Here is a 17,916-nt window from a genome sequence, read left to right as displayed (position 1 = left end):
CCCGCCCCGCGCGGCCCGCATCCGGCCGACCCGCCGGCGATCTCCTCACCCACCCGCGCAGGTTCACCGTCTCCGCACCACGCTCCCCCACCGGCCCGCCGGCGACCGACCGCCTCCGCCCGAGAGCGGCCCCCGCCACCGCCGCCCCACCCCGCGCGGCCCGCATCCGGCCGACCCGCCGGCGATCTCCTCACCCGCCCGCGCAGGTTCACCGTCTCCGCACCGCACATCCCCCCACCGGCCCGCCGGCGACCGACCGCCACCGCCCGAGAGCGGCCCCCGCCACCGCCGACCCGCCCGGTCGGCCCGCATCCGGCCGACCCGCCAGCGATCTCCTCACCCACCCGCGCAGGTTCACCGTCCCCGCACCGCACGTCCCCTACCGGTCTCCGCGCCGCACGTCCCCTACCGGTCCCCCGGCGGTCGTGCGAAGGGCTTCGCCCGCGGCGGAAGTTGGCGGTGAGCGGGGGCTCGGGGGCCGGGCTGTCAGTCGTGGCCCGTATCCTCTGGGACCATGCTCGAAGACCAGACGACGGCGGTGTCCTCCCCCACGGCGTGGCCGGCCGCGTATCCGCAGGGATACGCGGTCGTTGACGTCGAGACCACCGGCCTGGCCCGCGACGACCGGATCATCTCGGCGGCCGTATACCGGCTCGACGCGCGCGGCGAGGTCGAGGACCACTGGTACACGCTGGTCAATCCGGAGCGGGACCCGGGCCCGGTGTGGATACACGGCCTGACGAGCGAGGTGCTCGAAGGGGCGCCGCTCTTCCGGGACGTCGCCGAGGAGTTCGCGGCCCGCCTCGACGGGCGGGTGCTGGTCGCGCACAACGCGGTCTTCGACTGGCAGATGATCGCCCGCGAGTACGCCCGCGCGGAGCGCGAGGCACCGGTGCGCCAGCGGCTGTGCACCATCGCGCTCGCCAAGGAGCTGGCGCTGCCGCTGCCCAACCACAAGCTGGAGTCGCTCGCCGCGCACTTCGGCGTGGTGCAGCGGCGGGCGCACCACGCGCTGGACGACGCGCGGGTGCTGGCCGAGGCGTTCCGGCCGAGCCTGTCCGCCGCGGCGGCCGGCCGGGTCCGGCTGCCGCTCCAGGAGTGCCGGCCGCTGACCGAGTGGGCGGACCGCCCTTCGCCCCGGATCGGCCACCAGGCGGGCGGCTCCGGCGGCTACCGGCCCACGAGTTGGCGCCCGTCCCGCAAACGGCCCGCATGCCCCTATCCCAACCCGGGCCGGTACGAAGACGGCAAACCGCTCAAGCAGGGCATGCGGATCGCCTTCTCGGGTGACACCTCGATCGAGCGGGAGCTGCTGGAGGACCGGGCGGCCGAGGCCGGTCTGCATGTCGCGACCAGCCTGTCCCGGCTGACCAGCCTGCTGGTCACCAACGACCCCGACTCGGGCACCTCCAAGGTGGTCAAGGCCCGGCAGTTCGGCACGCCGGTGGTGGACGAGGCGGCGTTCGGGCAACTGCTGCGGGACGTGGAGCCGGCCGACGGCTGACGTACGGCCGGCCGGCACCGGCGGGCTCGTACGACTGTGTGACACCGGTCGGGTGAAAGCCGGACGAGACGGGTGAATGCCGGGCGACTCGCCCGGCGTCCGCTCGCCCGCGCCACCGCGACGGCTCACCCTGTGGCGCATGGCGACATGTGAAGTCTGCGGCAACAACTACGGCATGAGCTTCGAGGTCCACGCGCAGGGCGCGGTGCACGTCTTCGACTGCTTCTCCTGCGCGATCCACCGCATGGCCCCCATCTGCGAGCACTGCCGGGTGCAGATCATCGGGCAGGGCGTGGAGGTCGACGGCCACTGGTTCTGCGGCGCGCACTGCGCGCGCTCGGAGGGGAGGACGGGCGTCATCGACAAGGTGTGACGGAACGCGGCGGGCCGCCGAGCCCGCACCCGGCTGCCGACACCCCATGGCCGAGTTGTACGGTCATGGGGTGTACCGCTTCCTGTTGTCCCGGCAGTGGGTGATCCTCACGCTGGTCGCCCTGCTCCTCATCCCCACGATGATCAGGCTGGGTTTCTGGCAGCTGCACCGCTACGAGGAGCGCACCGCCCGCAACGACCTGGTCGCCGAGGCGCTCGGCGCCGACCCGGTGCCGGTGGAGCGGCTGACCGCCCCGGGGCAGAAGATCACTACCGGCGAGCGGTACCGCACCGTGTCCGCCAAGGGCCGCTTCGACACCGCCGACGAGGTCGTCGTCCGGCGCCGCACCAACGCCGACGACGAGGTCGGCTACCACGTGCTCACCCCGTTCGTCCTCGACGACGGCAAGGTCCTGCTGGTCAACCGGGGCTGGATCGCCGCGGACGGCCCCAGTCAGACCGAGTTCCCGAAGATCCCCGCCCCGCCGTCCGGCGAGGTCACCGTCACCGGGCGGATGATGCCCGACGAGACGACCGAGGCCAGCGGCATCAAGGACCTCAAGGGCCTGCCCGACCGGCAGATCATGCTGATCAACAGCGAGCAGGAGGCCGAGCGGCTGGACGCGTCGGTGCTCGGCGGGTACATCGTGCTGACCGCGCCGGAGCCGAAGGGCGGCGCCCCGGAGCTGATCGGCAGGCCCGGCAACGAGGACGCGGCGCTGAACTTCGCGTACGCCATCCAGTGGTGGCTGTTCTCCGCGGCCGTCCCGGTCGGCTGGTGGTTCCTGGTCCGCCGCGAGGTGCGCGACCGCGCCGAGGCGACGCGGGACGCCGAGGCCGAAGCGGCGCAGCCGGCCGCCGTGTAGCCGCGCCGCCGCTTGATTGCGGGGCACCCTCTTGGGAAGACGGTCCCCGTGCACCCCCGTATCGAGGACTACGCGATCATCGGCGACGAGCAGACCGCGGCGCTGGTCGCCACGGACGGCTCCGTGGACTGGCTGTGCCTGCCCCGCTTCGACTCCGCCGCCTGCTTCGCCAAGCTGCTCGGCGGTGAGGACAACGGCCACTGGCGCATCGCCCCCGCGGGCGCCGAACGCTGTACCCGGCGCGCCTACCGCCGCGACACCCTGGTCCTGGACACCGAGTGGGAGACCGCGGACGGCTCGGTCCGGGTCACCGACCTGATGCCGCAGCGCGACCGCGCCCCCGATCTGGTCCGGGTGGTCGAGGGGATCAGCGGCGAGGTGACCGTGCGCAGCACGCTGCGGCTGCGCTTCGACTACGGGTCCGTGGTGCCCTGGGTGCGCCGGACCGACGGGCACCGGGTGGCCGTCGCCGGGCCGGACTCGGCGTGGCTGCGCAGCGAGCCCGAGGTGCCCACCTGGGGCGAGGACTACGGGACGCACTCCGAGTTCACCGTCAAGGCGGGCGAGAAGGTGGCGTTCGTGCTCACCTGGCATCCCTCGCACGAGCCCCGGCCGTCGCTGGTCGACCCGTACGAGGCGCTGGAGCACAGCGTCGCGGACTGGCGGTCCTGGGTCTCCCGCTGCCGCTACGACGGCCCCTACCGGGACGCGGTGGTCCGCTCCCTCATCACGCTCAAGGCGCTCACCTACAAGCCGACCGGCGGCATCGTGGCCGCCGCCACCACCTCGCTGCCGGAGGAGCCGGGCGGGGTGCGCAACTGGGACTACCGGCACTGCTGGCTGCGCGACTCCACGCTCACCCTGGGCGCGCTGCTGGCGGCGGGCTACGTGGACGAGGCCGAAGCGTGGCGGAACTGGCTGCTGCGCGCGGTGGCCGGCTCCCCGGCGGACCTGCAGATCATGTACGGGCTGGCCGGTGAGCGCCGGCTGCCCGAGTCGGAGCTGCCCTGGCTGTCCGGTTTCGAGGGGTCGACGCCGGTGCGGATCGGCAACGACGCGGTCAACCAGCTCCAGCTGGACGTGTACGGCGAGGTGATGGACACCCTGTCGCTGGCCCGGGCGGCGGGGATGCCGGCCGAGCACCAGATGTGGCAGTTGCAGCGGGCCCTGCTGGACTTTCTGCGCACCGCGTGGCGCCGCCCCGACGAGGGGCTGTGGGAGGTGCGCGGCGGGCGCCGCCAGTTCGTGCACTCCAAGGTGATGGCGTGGGTGGCGGCGGACCGCGCGGTGCGCACCCTGGAGGACGAGCCGGAGCTCGGCGGCGACCTGGAGGGCTGGCGGGCGCTGCGCGACGAGATCCACCGGGAGGTGTGCGAGAAGGGCTACGACCCCGAGCGCAACACCTTCACCCAGTACTACGGCTCGCGGGAGCTGGACGCCGCGCTGCTGTTCATCCCCCGGGTCGGCTTCCTGCCGCCGGACGATCCCCGGGTGACCGGCACCATCGACGCGGTCTCCCGGGAGCTGACCCGCGACGGCCTGGTGCAGCGGTACAGCACCTCGGGCAGCACGGTGGACGGGCTGCCGGGCGGCGAGGGGACCTTCCTGGTGTGCTCCTTCTGGCTGGCGGACGCGCTCCAGCTGACCGGCCGCGGCAAGGAGGCGCGGGCCCTGTTCGAGCGGCTGGTGGGGCTCGCCAACGACGTGGGACTGCTGGCGGAGGAGTACGACCCGGTGGCCGGCCGGCAGCTCGGCAACTTCCCGCAGGCGTTCAGCCACATCGGCCTGGTGCACACCGCCCTCGCGCTGGCCGGGGCCGAGGGGGCAGGATAGGAAACATGGATCTTGGACTGAGGGACCGGGTGTACGTCGTCACCGGGGCCACCCGGGGCCTGGGCAACGCCACCGCGCGGGCACTGGTCGCCGACGGAGCGAAGGTGGTCATCAGCGGACGGGACGAACAGAGCGTCGCGGACGCGGCCACCGCGCTCGGACCGAACGCGGTCGCGGTGGCCGCCGACAACGCCGACCCGGAGACCGCGGGGCGGCTGATCGGCGCCGCGCGGGACCGGTTCGGCCGGTTCGACGGCGTGCTGATCAGCGTGGGCGGACCGCCGGCCGGGTTCGCCGCCGACATCACCGACGAGCAGTGGCAGGGCGCGTTCGAGTCGGTCTTCCTCGGCGCGGTGCGGCTGGCCCGGACGGCGGCGGCCGAACTGGGCCCCGGCGGCGTCATCGGCTTCGTGCTGTCCAGCTCGGTGCACGAGCCGGTGCCGGGCCTGACCGTCTCCAACGGGCTGCGGCCGGGGCTGGCCGGCTTCGCCAAGTCCCTCGCGGACGAGCTGGGCCCGCACGGCATCCGGGTGGTCGGCGTGCTGCCGGGCCGCATCGACACCGACCGGGTCCGCGAGCTGGACGGCCTGTCCGCCGACCCGCAGGCCACCCGCACCGCCTCCGAGTCCCGTATCCCGCTGCGCCGCTACGGCGCCCCCGAGGAGTTCGGCCGCGCGGCCGCGTTCCTGCTCTCCCCGGCGGCGTCGTACGTCACGGGCGTCATGCTGCCGGTGGACGGCGGCTCACGGCACGGTTTCTGACCTCGGCGACCGGGTCAGCTCACCCGCTCCGCCCGGTGCCCGACGCCCTTGAGCCGGACCTCGGCCGGCAGCGCTTCGAGGCCGGCCGAGGCGCGGGCGTGGGCGAGGGCCCCGGTGGTGAGGCCGTCCAGGGCGGTGCCGGGGTCGATGTGCGGTTCCAGGCGGAGCCGTACCCGGGCCCTGGGGGCGCCGCGGCGTCCGGTGAGCCGTACGTCGGCCCGGGCCACGCCGTCCAGCCGGCCCGCGTCGGCGGCGCACGCGTCCTCCAGCGCCCGGCCGCGCAGCACCGCGCCCTCGCCGTCGCCGGTGTCGACGAGGACCTCGCCGAGCCGGCGGCGGCGCAGCACCGCGACCAGCCACCACAGGGCGAGCAGCAGCAGGACGGCGAGCGCGGCGATCAGCACCGGCCACCACCAGCCGGCGTCCCGCCACCGGGTCCGCTCGGTCTGGCTGAGCAGCACGTCGTGGCGGGAGTCGTGGATCCACCAGGAGGGCGCCTTCACCCCGAGCCCGACGGCGAGCACCGAGCCGCCGAGCACCAGCAGCACCAGCCCGACCAGCGCGAGCAGCACCCGGTCGACAGTCCTGAGCACCGTTGCCTCACCCCTTCCGTCCGGGCCGCCGCACCTTCACCGACAGGCGGGGCGGCCGGGCCAGGCCCAGCCCCCGCACCGTGTCGCCGAGCGCGGTGTCCAGATCGGCGCGTACGTCGTCCAGTTCACGGAAGTGCGACACCGCCCGCGCCTTGGCCTTCGACCGGCGGACGCGGACCTTCGCCGACTGCACCCCGGCGACCTCCATCGCCCGGTCGCGCAGCACCGTCGCGGCGGCGTCCCGGTGCAGTCCGGCCCGGACGTCGGGGTGCGTGCGGCGCATCGGCAGCACGGCGCGCAGGCCGGGCGTCAGGGCGAGCAGCAGCAGCCACAGGCCGAGGGCGGCGGCGATCCCGGCGCCGGCCAGCACCCAGGTGTCGTCCAGCGGGCGCCGGGCGAGCTGCCGGGCCAGTTCGCGGCGCCAGGCCATGCCGGGCCGGTCGGCGCGCACGGCCACGATGTCGTACAGGAAGAGGACCGCGAGGGCCAGGAGCAGCAGCGCGACGATGCCCGCGGGGATCCGCCGCGCCGACCAGAAGCGGTGCGCCCGGCCGCCGGCCTCGGCAACCGGTGCCGGCGGCCGGCCGTCGTGGCCCTTCTCCAGGACCGGCGGCCGGGCCGTGCTGCCCTGGGGATCGGCTGGTTGGCTCATCGCGTCCTTCCCTGTGCCGCGCCGTACTCCGCCGCCGGGTGCAGCCGTTCGACCTGCACGGCGACCTCCGGCACCTTCATGCCCGTCAGCGTGGACACCCGCTCGGCGACCCGGTGCCGTACCCGGCCGCAGCGGGCGCCGACGTCACAGGGGTAGCCGAGTTCGACGTGGACCCGGATCCGGGCCACCTCGTGGCGCACCACGACGGTCGCGTGCGGGCGCTCGGCGTCCGGCGGCAGTTCGCCGACCGCCTCGCGCGCCGCCTGGGCGGCCACCTTGGCGACGACCCGGTCGGCGATCCGGGTGGCGCCGCGCTCGCCGGGCGGTACGGCGTCCTCGGGCTCGGCGGTGTCCTGTGCCGCGTGCGGCTCGGTGGCCGCACCGCTCACGCCGGTCACCGCCGGCGGTCGTCGCGGCTGCGGAAGAAGTCGCCCAGCTCCATGTCGCCCTCCAGGAGCCGGCCGACCACGAAGCCGACGGCGCCCAGGGCGGCCACCAGCAGGAAGGCGCCGAATCCGCCGAAGTATCCGGCGAAACCGAGTGCCATGCCGGCGATCATGCCGACCACGGCCATGTTCATGGTGCGCTCTCCTCAAGTCCGGAGCTGTCGGGGCCGTCTCACTGGAGCCGCGACTCCGACTGATCCTCGTCCTCTTCGTCCGGCAGTCTGACGTCGCTGACCGCGATGTTGACCTCCACGACCTCGAGGCCGGTCATCCGCTCCACCGCCGCCACCACGTTTTCCCGCACATCGCGGGCCACGTCGGCGATCGACACTCCGTACTCGACGACGATCTCCAGATCGAGCGCCGTCTGCTTCTCACCGACCTCGGCCTTCACGCCGCGCGCCACGCCCGACTTGGAGCCGCCGGGCACCCGGTCGCGTACCGCGCCGAAGGTGCGCGACATGCCGCTGCCCATGGCGTGCACACCCGCCACGTCGCGTGCCGCCATTCCGGTGATCTTCTCCACCACGCCGTCCGCGATGGTGGTCCGGCCCCGGCTGCCGGGGTCGCCGCCGCCGCGCCTGACCGACTGTCCCTTGCCCAGGCCCTCGGCCCCGAAGTCCTGCCCGGACCGGCCTCGCTCCGTTGTCTCACTCATCGCCGTACGTCCCTTCCGGTCGTCGTCCTATGACCCACGTTAAGTGTGGTGGCGCGCTCGCGCGCCGGGGATGCGGCAGGCTGGACGAATGACGACGGCCGACCGGTGGACACGGACAGTACGGGAGCAACTGGGGCTGGGCAGGTTCCTGCCCCTGGGCGGCCCGCCGGACGGGGCCTGGATCACCGAACGGGCGGCGCGCGAGGTGCTGCTGGCGGCGGTTGCCGCGCTGCCCGGGGTCCGGCTGGACCGGCTGCGCGTCGCCGCCGCCGGCCCGGACACCGCGGCCGAGCCGGCCGTACCGGCGCCGCCCAGCGGGCTGGGGCCGGGGCCGCTGCGGGTGACGGCCGACCTGGCGGCGACCGCGGCGGAGCCGTTGCCGGCGGTGGCGGCGCGGGTGCGGGAGACACTGGCGGAGGCGGCGGCGCTCCGGCTCGGTCTGACGGTGGACGAGGTGGACCTGCGGGTGACCGCGCTGCTGGACTCCGCTCCGCAGCCGGTCGCGCCCGGCGGCGGCGCCGTCCCCGAGGACGGCGAGATTCCCGGGGACGGCGAGGAAGGCCAGGTGGGGCGGGCCGTGCTGGCGGTCACGGGCGTGACCCGGCTGACCGGCACGCTGGGCCGGTCCGTGCAGTTCTCGACGCCGGAGCAGGGTGCGGTGCTGCCTCGGCGGCATGTGCGGGTGGAGTGCGCGGTGGACGCCGGTCACCGTGCGGTGGAGGTGGTCCGGCGGGTGCGGGCCGCGGTCGTGCAGGCGCTGCCGGATCACCCGTCCGTGGCGGTGCTGGTGACTGCCGTCGATTGACAGGGGGGTGCGTTGCCGGGTGCGGGTGCGTTGTGGTTGCTCGCGCCCCTTGAGGTACCTCCAGCGCGGTTGCTTTCAGGGGCGCGGGGAACTGCGCGACCAGCCACGACGCTCCCGCACCGGTGTTACTCGCCCAGCCCCGCGAGGTCTCGCAGCCGCCGCGCCTGCGCCGCGCGCTCGGCGGCCCGCTGCGCCTCCAGGTCCCTGGAGAGCGCGCCCTGGAGCAGCGCCTTGGTCTCGATCACCGCGTCGCGCGGTGCCGCCAGGACCGCCGCCGCCAGGTCGCGTACGGCGTCCGCCAGCTGGTCCGCGGGCACGGCGAGGCTGGCCAGCCCGCTGCTGACCGCTTCCTCGGCCAGGACGAAGCGGCCGGTCACGCAGATCTCCAGGGCGCGCGCGTATCCGACCAGGCCGACGAGCGGATGGGTGCCCGTCAGGTCGGGGACCAGACCGAGCGAGGTCTCGCGCATGGCGAACTGCGCGTCGTCGGCGACCACCCGCAGGTCACAGGCGAGCGCGAGCTGGAAGCCGGCCCCGATGGCATGTCCCTGCACGGCGGCGATCGACAGGATGTCGCTGCGCCGCCACCAGGTGAACGCCTCCTGGTACTCGGCGACCGCCGCGTCCAGTTCGGCGTCGCTGCCGCGCGCGAGGTCCAGGAACGACGGTTCGCCGTCGAAGCCCTCGGGCGTGAACGCCTGCCGGTCGAGCCCGGCCGAGAACGACTTGCCCTCGGCCCGCAGCACCACGACCCGCACGGAGCCCGGCAGCCGCCGTCCGGCCTCGGTGAGCGCCCGCCACAGAGCGGGGCTCTGCGCGTTGCGCTTGGCCGGGTTGGTCAGCGTCACCGTGGCGATCGCGTCGTCGACGGTGAGCCGTACGCCGTTCTGGTCGAGTACGGGGTCCTGCGCGGCCATGAGGCGCCTCCGATGCGTGCGGTCGGCTCGGTAGGCCGTACGGAGGTCCGTACGGCGCACTTAAGTGACTGCACAGTAACCACCCGGTCGGTCAAGTGTCCGACCGGGTGGCCACCATCGGAGAGCCGAGGGGCCGCCCGGGGAAATCAGGCCGAAGCGGCCTTCTTGCCCCGGGTCGCCCCGCCACGCCCTCGCAGCGTGACGCCCGACTCACTGAGCATGCGGTGCACAAAGCCATACGAGCGGCCGGTCTCCTCGGCCAACGCCCGGATGCTCGCACCGGCGTCGTACTTCTTCTTCAGGTCTGCCGCGAGCTTGTCGCGCGCGGCGCCGGTAACCCGGCTGCCCTTCTTCAGAGTCTCGGCCACCCGTGCCTCCTCATGGGAAGTGCGCTCTGGTTCTCCTCATGATCACCCCTCCGGGCCCCGATGGCCACCCATTCGGCAAGGTCGATGAGACAAGGTTGTGACGACAGGAGCGGTTCCCCACAAGCGGAATAACGAATTCCAAGACTTCGCGTCCGTACACCCGAACGGGTTGCCCGGAAGAAGTTCCTGGTCAGAAAGGCGAGACGGCCGAGCCCCCGGGGACGGGTGACTCGGCCGTGAAATCGATGTATGACACACCTCGGTACGAGGAGATCTCACACAGATGGTGGATCACGGATCGGCTGAATGATCCATACGCCGTGGATCATTCATTCGATCAAGCAAGGGCGACGGTCGGAGAAGAGACGACGATCAGGCGAGGGCGACGAGATCCGCGTAGTCGGCGCCCCAGAGGTCCTCGACACCGTCCGGGAGCAGGATGATCCGCTCCGGCTGGAGCGCCTCTACCGCGCCCTCGTCGTGGGTGACCAGGACGACGGCGCCCTTGTAGGTGCGCAGCGCGCCGAGGATCTCCTCGCGGCTGGCCGGGTCGAGGTTGTTGGTGGGCTCGTCGAGCAGCAGCACGTTGGCCGAGGAGACCACCAGGGTGGCGAGCGCCAGGCGGGTCTTCTCGCCGCCGGAGAGGACCCCGGCCGGCTTGTCGACGTCGTCGCCGGAGAACAGGAACGAGCCGAGCGTCTTGCGGACCTCGACCAGGTCCAGGTCGGGGGCGGCGGAGCGCATGTTCTCCAGGACCGTGCGCTCCGGGTCGAGGGTCTCGTGCTCCTGCGCGTAGTAGCCGAGCTTGAGGCCGTGGCCCTCGATGACCCGGCCGGTGTCGGGCTTCTCCGCGCCGCCCAGCAGGCGCAGCAGGGTCGTCTTGCCCGCGCCGTTGAGGCCGAGGATGACGACGCGGGAGCCCTTGTCGATGGCCAGGTCGACGTCGGTGAAGATCTCCAGCGAGCCGTACGACTTGGACAGGCCCTCGGCCATCAGCGGGGTCTTGCCGCACGGCGAGGGCTCGGGGAAGCGCAGCTTGGCGACCTTGTCGGACTTCCGCTCGGCCTCCAGGCCGGCCAGCAGCTTGTCCGCGCGGCGGGCCATGTTCTGCGCGGCGACCGTCTTGGTGGCCTTGGCGCGCATCTTGTCGGCCTGCGAGTGCAGCGCGGACGCCTTCTTCTCGGCGTTCTGCCGCTCGCGCTTGCGGCGCTTCTCGTCGGCCTCGCGCTGCTGCTGGTAGAGCTTCCAGCCCATGTTGTAGACGTCGATCTGGGCGCGGTTGGCGTCCAGGTAGAACACCTTGTTCACGACCGTCTCGACCAGGTCGACGTCGTGGGAGATCACGATGAAGCCGCCGCGGTAGGTCTTCAGGTAGTCCCGCAGCCAGATGATCGAGTCGGCGTCGAGGTGGTTGGTGGGCTCGTCGAGCAGCAGGGTGTCGGCGTCCGAGAAGAGGATGCGGGCCAGCTCGATCCGGCGGCGCTGGCCGCCGGAGAGGGTGTGCAGGGGCTGGCCGAGCACCCGGTCGGGCAGGTTGAGCGCGGCGGCGATGGTGGCGGCCTCGGCCTCGGCGGCGTACCCGCCCTTGGTGAGGAACTCGGTCTCCTGGCGCTCGTACTGCCTGAGCGCCTTGTCGCGGGTGGCGCCCTGGCCGTTGGCGATGCGCTGCTCGTTGTCCCGCATCTTGCGGATCAGGGTGTCCAGGCCGCGGGCGGACAGGATGCGGTCGCGGGCCAGCACGTCGAGGTCGCCGGTGCGGGGGTCCTGCGGCAGGTAGCCGACCTCGCCGGAGCGGGTGATGGCGCCGGCGGCCGGGATGCCCTCGCCGGCCAGGCACTTGGTGAGGGTGGTCTTGCCGGCGCCGTTGCGGCCGACCAGGCCGATGCGGTCGCCCTTGGCGACGCGGAAGGTGGCGCTCTCGATGAGGACACGGGCACCGGCGCGCAGCTCGATACCGGAGGCGGAGATCACGGACAGACTCCAGGGCGGGTTGGGTGGCGGGGACAGGCGGCTGAGGACGTGCCCGCCGGCTAATGCGCGAGGAGAATGGCCATGGGGCCAGTCTAACGGTGCCGTGCAACCACTTTTTCCTGCGTTGTCAGTGGCCGGTGCGAGACTCGGAAGTGGGGACCGAGCTGTTTCACGAGGGAGTGATCGGCATGGCGGGCGGAATCTTTCCGGCGCTGCAGTACACGGACGCCAAGGCGGCGATCCGCCAGCTCAAGGAGGCGTTCGGCTTCAGCGAGCTGGCGGTGTACGAGGGCGAGGACGGCAAGGTGGTCCACGCCGAGCTGGCGCTGGGCGGCGCGGCGCTGATGCTCGGCTCGAAGGGCACCGGCAGCCGTTTCGACAAGCTCATGGAGGGCTCCGGCCACACCGGGGTGTACGTCGTGGTGGACGACCTCGACGCCCATCACCGGCGGGCCGTGGAGCACGGCGTGGAGATCGTGATGGAGCCGGCCGACCAGGACTACGGCTCGCGCGACTACATGGCCCGCGATCTGGAGGGCAACATCTGGAGCTTCGGCACGTACGCCCCGGAGATACCCGCCTGAGATCCGGAGCTACCCGCCTGAGCGGCGGGGGCCGGTCAGCTTCCTCCCGTGTGGACCTGGAAGGCGGCCCGGCGGACCGCCTTGGCCAGTGCCGGGTCGGGGTGCGCGGCGGCCAGCGCCACCAGGACCTGCACGGTCCGGGGGTGCCCGACCGCCTGCACCTCCTCCAGGAGCATCGGCACGGTGGGCTGGATCGCGGCCTCCAGGTGCCGTACGAGCAGCGGGGCCTCGCCGTGGTCGGCGACGGCGGCGGCGGTGTCGACCCACAGCCAGGTGGCCTCCTGGCGGGTGAGCACCTCGTGCGCGTCCTCCGGGTCGACGCCGTCGTGCTCGGCCAGCCACAGCAGGGCGTACGGCCGCAGGGTCGGCTCCTCGGCCACCGACCGCACGTCGGGTTCGGCGGGGGCGCCGACCACGCGCAGCGCCTCGAAGGCCAGGCCGCGCAGCAGGGCGTCCTCGCCGCGGGCGGCGGCGAGGAGTTCGGTGACGGCGCTGCCCACGGGGCGGGCGGCGAGCCAGGCCCGGTACTCGGCGCGGGCCGCGTTGGGGCGGAGCTGGGCGCAGCCGCGCAGCATGTCCTCGGCGGCCTGCTCGATGTTGCCGGCGGGGCTCTGCGCGGCGACGCAGATCTGCTCCAGCTTGACCCAGACCGCCCAGTTGCCGAGCGGGGTGAGGGTGGCCTGCGCGTCGCCGTAGGTGAGCGCGCCGACGCCGGCCAGGGCGCCGAGGGCCCAGTCCAGGAGGGGGGCGAGTGCGGTGTCGTCGCCGGCCGGCTGCGCCGGGGGCTCGGCGCCGGGGCCGTCGTAGGGGACCTCGCAGCGCTCGGTGCGCAGTTCGGTGACGCGCTGCTGGAGCAGGTCGAGGAGCTGGGCCACGGGCACCGGGCCGGCCGACAGATGGAGGAAGGAGAGCACCTGGGGCATGGCCGAGACGACCTCGGCGACGGCGGCGTGCTCCTGCCCGGCCGGCTCGGGGTGAGCGAGCGACCAGGCGTCGAAGAGGGCGACCCAGCCGCGCAGTACGGCGCTGTCGTCCCGGTTCCAGGCGCGCAGCCGCCAGCCGGGGCGGGCGCTGTCGCCGTGCACTTCGACCAGTCCGGCGAGCCGGGCGATGTCCCAGTCGGCCTGGACCTGTACGGCGGTCAGGCCCAGTTCGGCGGCGGCGAGTTCGGCGGAGGCGGCGGAGAGGGTGGCCTTGCCGTCGGTGGTGCCGCTCGCCCGGCCGGGGCCGAGGGCGGTGTCCGCCCAGCGGGCGACGCGGGCGGCGGCGGCCAGTACGGAGCGTGCCATGCGGGCCAGCTCCGAGCGTGCGGGGGTGCCCTCCGGGGGGCGCGGCGCGGTGCGGCGCGGTGGCCGCTGGTTCATCGCTCTGGGGGCGGCGGCCAGGGGTCGCGGGCGGACGAGTCGGAGCCTGGAGTCGCGCGGGATACGGGACGTCACGGGTGCAGTCTTCCGGTTGACGGTCCGAAAACCCAAACGGACAGCTTCGACGGACCACGGACAAGTCCGGGGGCGGCTCCGGCGCGGGGGGCCGCGCGAGCGGCCCGGGGCTACATCAGCGGGGTCAGGAAGCGGCGCAGGGTCTCTTCGTAGGTGTCCGGGTCGGCGTTCCACATCGCGCCGTGCGCGGCGTGCGCGACGGTGTGCAGGGTGACCAGGCGGGGGTGGGCGTCGGCCAGGCGCCGGGAGAGCTGCCAGGGGGCGACGCTGTCGGCGGGGCCGTGAAAGACGAGGGCCGGGACGCCGAGCCGGCCGTGGCCGGCGGCGGGCCCGGCGTCGAGTCCGGTGCGGCCCTGCGCGGCGCGGACCGCGAGCGGCAGCAGCGCGCCCGGGGTGCGGCGGGCCGCGGCGAGGGTGCGTACGGTCGTCTGCCAGTCCAGGACCGGGGAGTCCAGGACCAGCCCGGAGATCCGGTCCCGCAGCCGGGAGCGGGTGGCGGTGCGCAGCGCCATGGTGGCGCCGGTGGACCAGCCGAGCAGGACGACCTTGCGGGCGCCGTGGCCGACGGCGTACCGGACGGCGGCCTCCAGGTCGCGCCACTCGGTCTCGCCGAAGTGCCGCAGGCCGTCCGGCGGCCGGGGCGCGCCGACGTCGCCCCGGTAGGCGAGGGCCAGCAGCGGGAACTCCAGGCGGTTCAGGAGGCCCATGAGGTTCAGGGTGTGCTCCCGGGTGGTGCCCAGGCCGTGCACCGCGATGATCCAGGTGCCGCGCGCGCCGGGCAGGAACCAGGCCGGCAGCGCGCCGAGGTCGCCGGGCACCTCGACGTCGGTGTGGCGCAGGCCGAGGGCGGTGCCCGGGTTGCCGACGTACAGGTTGGCGGTCAGCCAGGCCCGGTCGCCGGGGCCGAGGGTGCCGTGTGTGACGCCTTCCAGGCGGCGCACGACGGTGTCGGCGGGGTGCCGGTCGCCGGGCAGCACGGGGCCCACGACGGCGTGCGAGCCGTCGCCGGCCAGCCCGTACCGGCCGGGCCGCAGTGCGGCCAGGTGCCGGGTGAGGGTGATCTGTCCGGCGGCGGTGCCGTGCACCGTGAGCCGGGGTTCGGTGGGCAGGGGCCGGCCGGGCGTCGCCTTGAGGGCGGCGTCGCTGGCGAGGCGGCCGGCGGCGACGCTCGCGGCGCCTGCTGCCAGGGCCGCGGTGACGGCGGCGGTCGTTGCGGTGACGGTGCGCACAGCTCCCAGTTTCCCGGCGTGCCCCGTCGTAAGCCACCGGAAGGACGACTCCGGGTGAGGGGCGGGTGGCGCGGGCGGGCGCCGGGGCCTGCCCTCAGCCCTGCTGCCCGTAGCCGCGCAGCCGCTCCGCCACCCGGGCGAGCTGGTCCTCCGTCAGCAGGGACGGGGTCAGGCCGGGGACCGAGGAGGCGGTCAGCCACAGCCGGCACATCCACTCCAGCTGGGCGGTGCGGTCGTAGGCCTGGTCGAGGCCGGCCCCGTAGGTGATCGTCCCGTGGTTCTGGAGGAGGCAGCCGGAGCGGCCGTCGAGGGCCCGGAGCATGTGCGCGGCCAGTTCCTCGGTGCCGTACGTCGCGTACTGGGCGACCCGGACGGGGCCGCCGAGGGCCGCGGCCATGTAGTGCGCCAGTGGCAGTTCCGGGACCAGGGTGGAGACGGCCGTGGCGTGCACGGCGTGGGTGTGGACGACGGCGCCCGCGTCGGTGTGCCGGTACACCGCGAGGTGCATGGGCAGTTCGCTGGTCGGGACCAGGGCGCCGAGCACCTGCCGTCCGTCGGCCAGCGCGACGCCGGTGACGTCGTCCGGTGCGAGCCGGTCGTACGGCACGCCGGACGGCGTGACCAGGACGGTGTCGCCGACCCGGACCGAGACGTTGCCGGAGGTGCCGACCACCAGACCGTCGGCGACCGTGCGCCGGGCGGTGGCCACCAGCGCCGCCCAGGCGCGCGCCTCTTCCGGGCGCACGACCCCGCCCCGCGACTCGGACACGATGCCGCCTCCTTCACCCGGTGGTTCCCGCCCCGGCGATCCTGCCAGGCGGGGGCGGACCGGCGCACCGGGCGGGCAGTGATCCTCCGCCCGGGGAGTCGAGACCGAGGGGGGGCGGTGGCTCCGATTCCGGACACCATGAAGCCCCCCTCAGTTCATCTTCCGTTCACCCTGGTTGCCTACGTTCAACCAGCCAATGACCTCGAACGATTGCCTGGGTAAATGGAAAGCTTCTCGCTGATCCTCGCGATTGTGGTGGTGACCGCACTCGCGTTTGATTTCACGAACGGTTTCCACGACACCGCGAACGCGATGGCAACGACCATTTCGACCGGTGCGCTCAAGCCCAAGGTCGCGGTGGCCATGTCCGCCGTGCTGAACCTCGTGGGCGCATTCCTCTCCGTGGAGGTCGCCAACACGATCTCCAAGGGTCTCGTCGACGAGACCGGCATCCGTCCCGAGGTCATCTTCGCCGCCCTGGTCGGCGCGATCCTCTGGAACCTGCTGACCTGGCTGGTCGGGCTGCCGTCCAGTTCCTCGCACGCCCTCATGGGCGGTCTGATCGGCGCCGCGATCGCCTCGGCGGGCGTCGGCGCGGTGCACGGCGACGTCCTCGTCACCAAGGTGCTGCTCCCGGCGGTCGCCGCCCCGGCGGTGGCGGGCGTCGCGGCCCTGGTCGCCACCCGGCTGTCGTACCGGCTGGGCCGGGGGGCCGACGGCCGGGCGGCCGAGAAGGGCTACCGGGCCGGGCAGATCGCCTCGGCCGGTCTGGTCTCGCTGGCGCACGGCACCAACGACGCCCAGAAGACGATGGGCATCATCACCCTCGCCCTGGTGGCCGGCGGCGCCCTCGCCCCCGACTCCGACCCGCCGGTCTGGGTCATCCTGTGCGCGGGCCTCGCCATCGCGATGGGCACCTACCTCGGCGGCTGGCGGATCATCCAGACCATGGGCAAGGGCCTGACCGACCTCCAGCCGCAGCAGGGCTTCGCCGCCCAGACCAGCGCCGCGACGGTCATCCTGGCCTCCTCCCACCTCGGCTTCTCCCTCTCCACCACGCACTCGGTCTCCGGTTCGGTGATGGGGGCCGGCCTCGGCCGCAAGGGCGGGGTGGTGCGCTGGTCCACGGCGACCCGGATGGTCGTCGCCTGGGTGCTGACGCTGCCGGCCGCGGCCCTGGTCGCCGCGCTCGCCGAGTGGGTCTGCTCGCTGGGCGACTGGGGCACGGCGCTGGTCGCGGTGCTGCTGGTCGCCGCGAGCTTCGCGATCTGGCGGATCTCCCGGCGCGAGGTCGTCGACCACACCAACGTCGCCGTCCCGGACGGCGCGGAACCGGCCGGCGTGGTGACCGCGGCGGTGGCCGCGGTGGCCCCGCCGCCGGTCGGCCCCCCGGCCGACGCCCCCGACGCCCCCGGCGGTCTCCCCCCGGTCGAGAGCCTCGCGGCCGCCATCCCGGCCCAGCCCTCCGAACTCCCCGACGCCCCGGCCCGTTCGGCCGCCACCCCCGTCTGAGTCCCGGCCGGGCCGGAAGGAAGAGAAGCAGTATGGACATCGACTGGGCAGCCCTCGGCTCCGTCTTCGGCGTCGGCCTCGGGGCCACCGTCGCCCTGGTGACCCTGTTCACCCTCGGCATCGCCGGCCTGACCCGCCAGGAGCGGGCCGCCGCGCAGGGCGGCTCGGCGGGCCTCGCGGTCACCGGCGCGTACGTCTGCTTCGCGGCGTGCGCGGCGGCGGTGGCGTACGGGATCTATCTGATCGTGGCCTGAGGCGCCGCCGGATGTGTCGTCGGCCACCCCGGCCCCCGGGGTGGCGCACCCGCCTCCCCTGGTCATGTCCGGGTCCAGGGAGGGCAATCCGGACCCGCACCGGGCTCTTTCGGCCCGCGCGGGCCGCCGTACGGCCGCCCGCGCTCCTCCGTCGCAGGTCAACGGCAAGTTGACGGGTGTTCTCGGCACGTGGTGGACTTCCGGGGCCATGTACGGCGGCAGGAGAGGAAGCCCGGTGCGAATCCGGCGCGGTCCCGCCACTGTGACCGGGGAGTGCTCCCCGGGAGTCAGGAACTCTCACCGCCGGTCTCGTCGAACCAGGGCGTGGACACCCTAGTGAGGACATAACGCGATGCTCGGCCGCCGTTCAGACCGCAGGTCCG

Annotated in this window: 20 protein-coding genes and 1 riboswitch; of the genes, 9 read left to right on the top strand and 11 right to left on the bottom strand. The window is 73.9% G+C overall.

The window, feature by feature from the left end:
- The first annotated feature begins 514 nt into the window (after positions 1-514).
- The 5 genes from AB0G32_RS33800 to AB0G32_RS33780 all read left to right on the top strand — a co-directional run bounded on the left by AB0G32_RS33800 (position 515) and on the right by AB0G32_RS33780 (position 5,336).
- A complete protein-coding gene (locus AB0G32_RS33800; RefSeq protein ID WP_361172297.1) occupies positions 515-1,504 on the top strand; it encodes a DEDDh family exonuclease in 990 nt (329 codons plus the stop codon).
- A 139-nt stretch (positions 1,505-1,643) separates the two neighbouring features.
- Positions 1,644-1,877 (top strand): hypothetical protein, encoded by a 234-nt coding sequence (locus AB0G32_RS33795; protein WP_361172294.1) that lies wholly within the window; start codon positions 1,644-1,646, stop codon positions 1,875-1,877.
- Between the two features lie 70 nt (positions 1,878-1,947).
- Positions 1,948-2,742, top strand: coding sequence for an SURF1 family protein (locus AB0G32_RS33790; protein ID WP_361172306.1), 795 nt, complete (start codon positions 1,948-1,950; stop codon positions 2,740-2,742).
- Positions 2,743-2,790: 48 nt separating this feature from the next.
- Positions 2,791-4,575 (top strand): glycoside hydrolase family 15 protein, encoded by a 1,785-nt coding sequence (locus AB0G32_RS33785; RefSeq protein WP_361172291.1) that lies wholly within the window; start codon positions 2,791-2,793, stop codon positions 4,573-4,575.
- Between the two features lie 5 nt (positions 4,576-4,580).
- Positions 4,581-5,336: an SDR family oxidoreductase gene (locus tag AB0G32_RS33780; RefSeq protein ID WP_361172288.1), complete on the top strand. Its 756-nt coding sequence runs from the start codon at positions 4,581-4,583 to the stop codon at positions 5,334-5,336.
- A gap of 14 nt (positions 5,337-5,350) precedes the next feature.
- Here AB0G32_RS33780 and amaP read toward each other — a convergent pair whose 3' ends face one another.
- From amaP to AB0G32_RS33755, 5 genes are read right to left on the bottom strand one after another with little or no spacing between them, the layout of a single operon-like run.
- Positions 5,351-5,929, bottom strand: coding sequence for an alkaline shock response membrane anchor protein AmaP (gene amaP / locus AB0G32_RS33775; protein WP_361172285.1), 579 nt, complete (start codon positions 5,927-5,929; stop codon positions 5,351-5,353).
- A gap of 7 nt (positions 5,930-5,936) precedes the next feature.
- On the bottom strand, positions 5,937-6,581 hold the full coding sequence (locus AB0G32_RS33770) for a DUF6286 domain-containing protein (RefSeq protein WP_361172282.1): 645 nt from the start codon (positions 6,579-6,581) through the stop codon (positions 5,937-5,939).
- Positions 6,578-6,970, bottom strand: a complete 393-nt coding sequence (locus AB0G32_RS33765) for a hypothetical protein (protein ID WP_361172279.1) — start codon at positions 6,968-6,970, stop codon at positions 6,578-6,580. Before AB0G32_RS33765 ends, AB0G32_RS33770 begins: the two co-directional genes overlap by 4 nt.
- A gap of 5 nt (positions 6,971-6,975) precedes the next feature.
- Positions 6,976-7,161, bottom strand: coding sequence for a hypothetical protein (locus AB0G32_RS33760; protein WP_361172276.1), 186 nt, complete (start codon positions 7,159-7,161; stop codon positions 6,976-6,978).
- Positions 7,162-7,199: 38 nt separating this feature from the next.
- On the bottom strand, positions 7,200-7,685 hold the full coding sequence (locus AB0G32_RS33755; protein WP_361172273.1) for an Asp23/Gls24 family envelope stress response protein: 486 nt from the start codon (positions 7,683-7,685) through the stop codon (positions 7,200-7,202).
- An 88-nt stretch (positions 7,686-7,773) separates the two neighbouring features.
- On the opposite strand from AB0G32_RS33755, the gene AB0G32_RS33750 reads away from it, so the two are divergent.
- Positions 7,774-8,490: a nucleopolyhedrovirus P10 family protein gene (locus AB0G32_RS33750; protein WP_361172270.1), complete on the top strand. Its 717-nt coding sequence runs from the start codon at positions 7,774-7,776 to the stop codon at positions 8,488-8,490.
- Between the two features lie 125 nt (positions 8,491-8,615).
- On the opposite strand, the gene AB0G32_RS33745 is transcribed toward AB0G32_RS33750, so the two are convergent.
- From AB0G32_RS33745 to AB0G32_RS33735, 3 genes are all read right to left on the bottom strand, one after another.
- The gene (locus AB0G32_RS33745; protein ID WP_361172267.1) at positions 8,616-9,407 is read right to left on the bottom strand and encodes an enoyl-CoA hydratase/isomerase family protein; all 792 of its coding nucleotides are present in this window, start codon (positions 9,405-9,407) and stop codon (positions 8,616-8,618) included.
- Between the two features lie 146 nt (positions 9,408-9,553).
- Entirely contained in the window at positions 9,554-9,775 is a 222-nt protein-coding gene (locus AB0G32_RS33740) for a helix-turn-helix domain-containing protein (RefSeq protein ID WP_018567695.1), read from the bottom strand.
- Between the two features lie 372 nt (positions 9,776-10,147).
- Complete coding sequence (locus AB0G32_RS33735) at positions 10,148-11,746, bottom strand: ABC-F family ATP-binding cassette domain-containing protein (protein WP_361172264.1); 1,599 nt, start codon at positions 11,744-11,746, stop codon at positions 10,148-10,150.
- 188 nt (positions 11,747-11,934) lie between these two features.
- On the opposite strand from AB0G32_RS33735, the gene AB0G32_RS33730 reads away from it, so the two are divergent.
- Positions 11,935-12,330 carry a VOC family protein gene (locus tag AB0G32_RS33730; RefSeq protein ID WP_361172261.1) on the top strand — a complete coding sequence of 132 codons (396 nt, stop codon included), beginning with the start codon at positions 11,935-11,937 and terminating at the stop codon, positions 12,328-12,330.
- Between the two features lie 35 nt (positions 12,331-12,365).
- Here the strand turns inward: AB0G32_RS33730 and AB0G32_RS33725 are convergent, their stop codons facing one another.
- The 3 genes from AB0G32_RS33725 to AB0G32_RS33715 all read right to left on the bottom strand — a co-directional run bounded on the left by AB0G32_RS33725 (position 12,366) and on the right by AB0G32_RS33715 (position 15,767).
- On the bottom strand, positions 12,366-13,694 hold the full coding sequence (locus tag AB0G32_RS33725) for a hypothetical protein (protein WP_361172303.1): 1,329 nt from the start codon (positions 13,692-13,694) through the stop codon (positions 12,366-12,368).
- 185 nt (positions 13,695-13,879) lie between these two features.
- Positions 13,880-14,998 (bottom strand): alpha/beta fold hydrolase, encoded by a 1,119-nt coding sequence (locus tag AB0G32_RS33720; RefSeq protein WP_361172258.1) that lies wholly within the window; start codon positions 14,996-14,998, stop codon positions 13,880-13,882.
- Positions 14,999-15,092: 94 nt separating this feature from the next.
- Positions 15,093-15,767, bottom strand: coding sequence for a class II aldolase/adducin family protein (locus tag AB0G32_RS33715; RefSeq protein WP_361172255.1), 675 nt, complete (start codon positions 15,765-15,767; stop codon positions 15,093-15,095).
- 222 nt (positions 15,768-15,989) lie between these two features.
- Here AB0G32_RS33715 and AB0G32_RS33710 point away from each other — a divergent pair, with 222 nt between their 5' ends.
- Complete coding sequence (locus AB0G32_RS33710) at positions 15,990-17,279, top strand: inorganic phosphate transporter (RefSeq protein WP_361172252.1); 1,290 nt, start codon at positions 15,990-15,992, stop codon at positions 17,277-17,279.
- A 32-nt stretch (positions 17,280-17,311) separates the two neighbouring features.
- A complete protein-coding gene (locus AB0G32_RS33705; protein ID WP_361172249.1) occupies positions 17,312-17,533 on the top strand; it encodes a hypothetical protein in 222 nt (73 codons plus the stop codon).
- A gap of 175 nt (positions 17,534-17,708) precedes the next feature.
- Positions 17,709-17,851, top strand: a riboswitch (cobalamin riboswitch).
- Positions 17,852-17,916 lie beyond the last annotated feature (65 nt).

Origin of the sequence: Streptomyces sp. NPDC023723, from assembly GCF_040639815.1 — a bacterium.
Taxonomy (GTDB): domain Bacteria; phylum Actinomycetota; class Actinomycetes; order Streptomycetales; family Streptomycetaceae; genus Streptomyces.
Note: the sequence above shows the minus strand (reverse complement) of the source record. Positions and strands in the feature narration are given on the sequence as shown.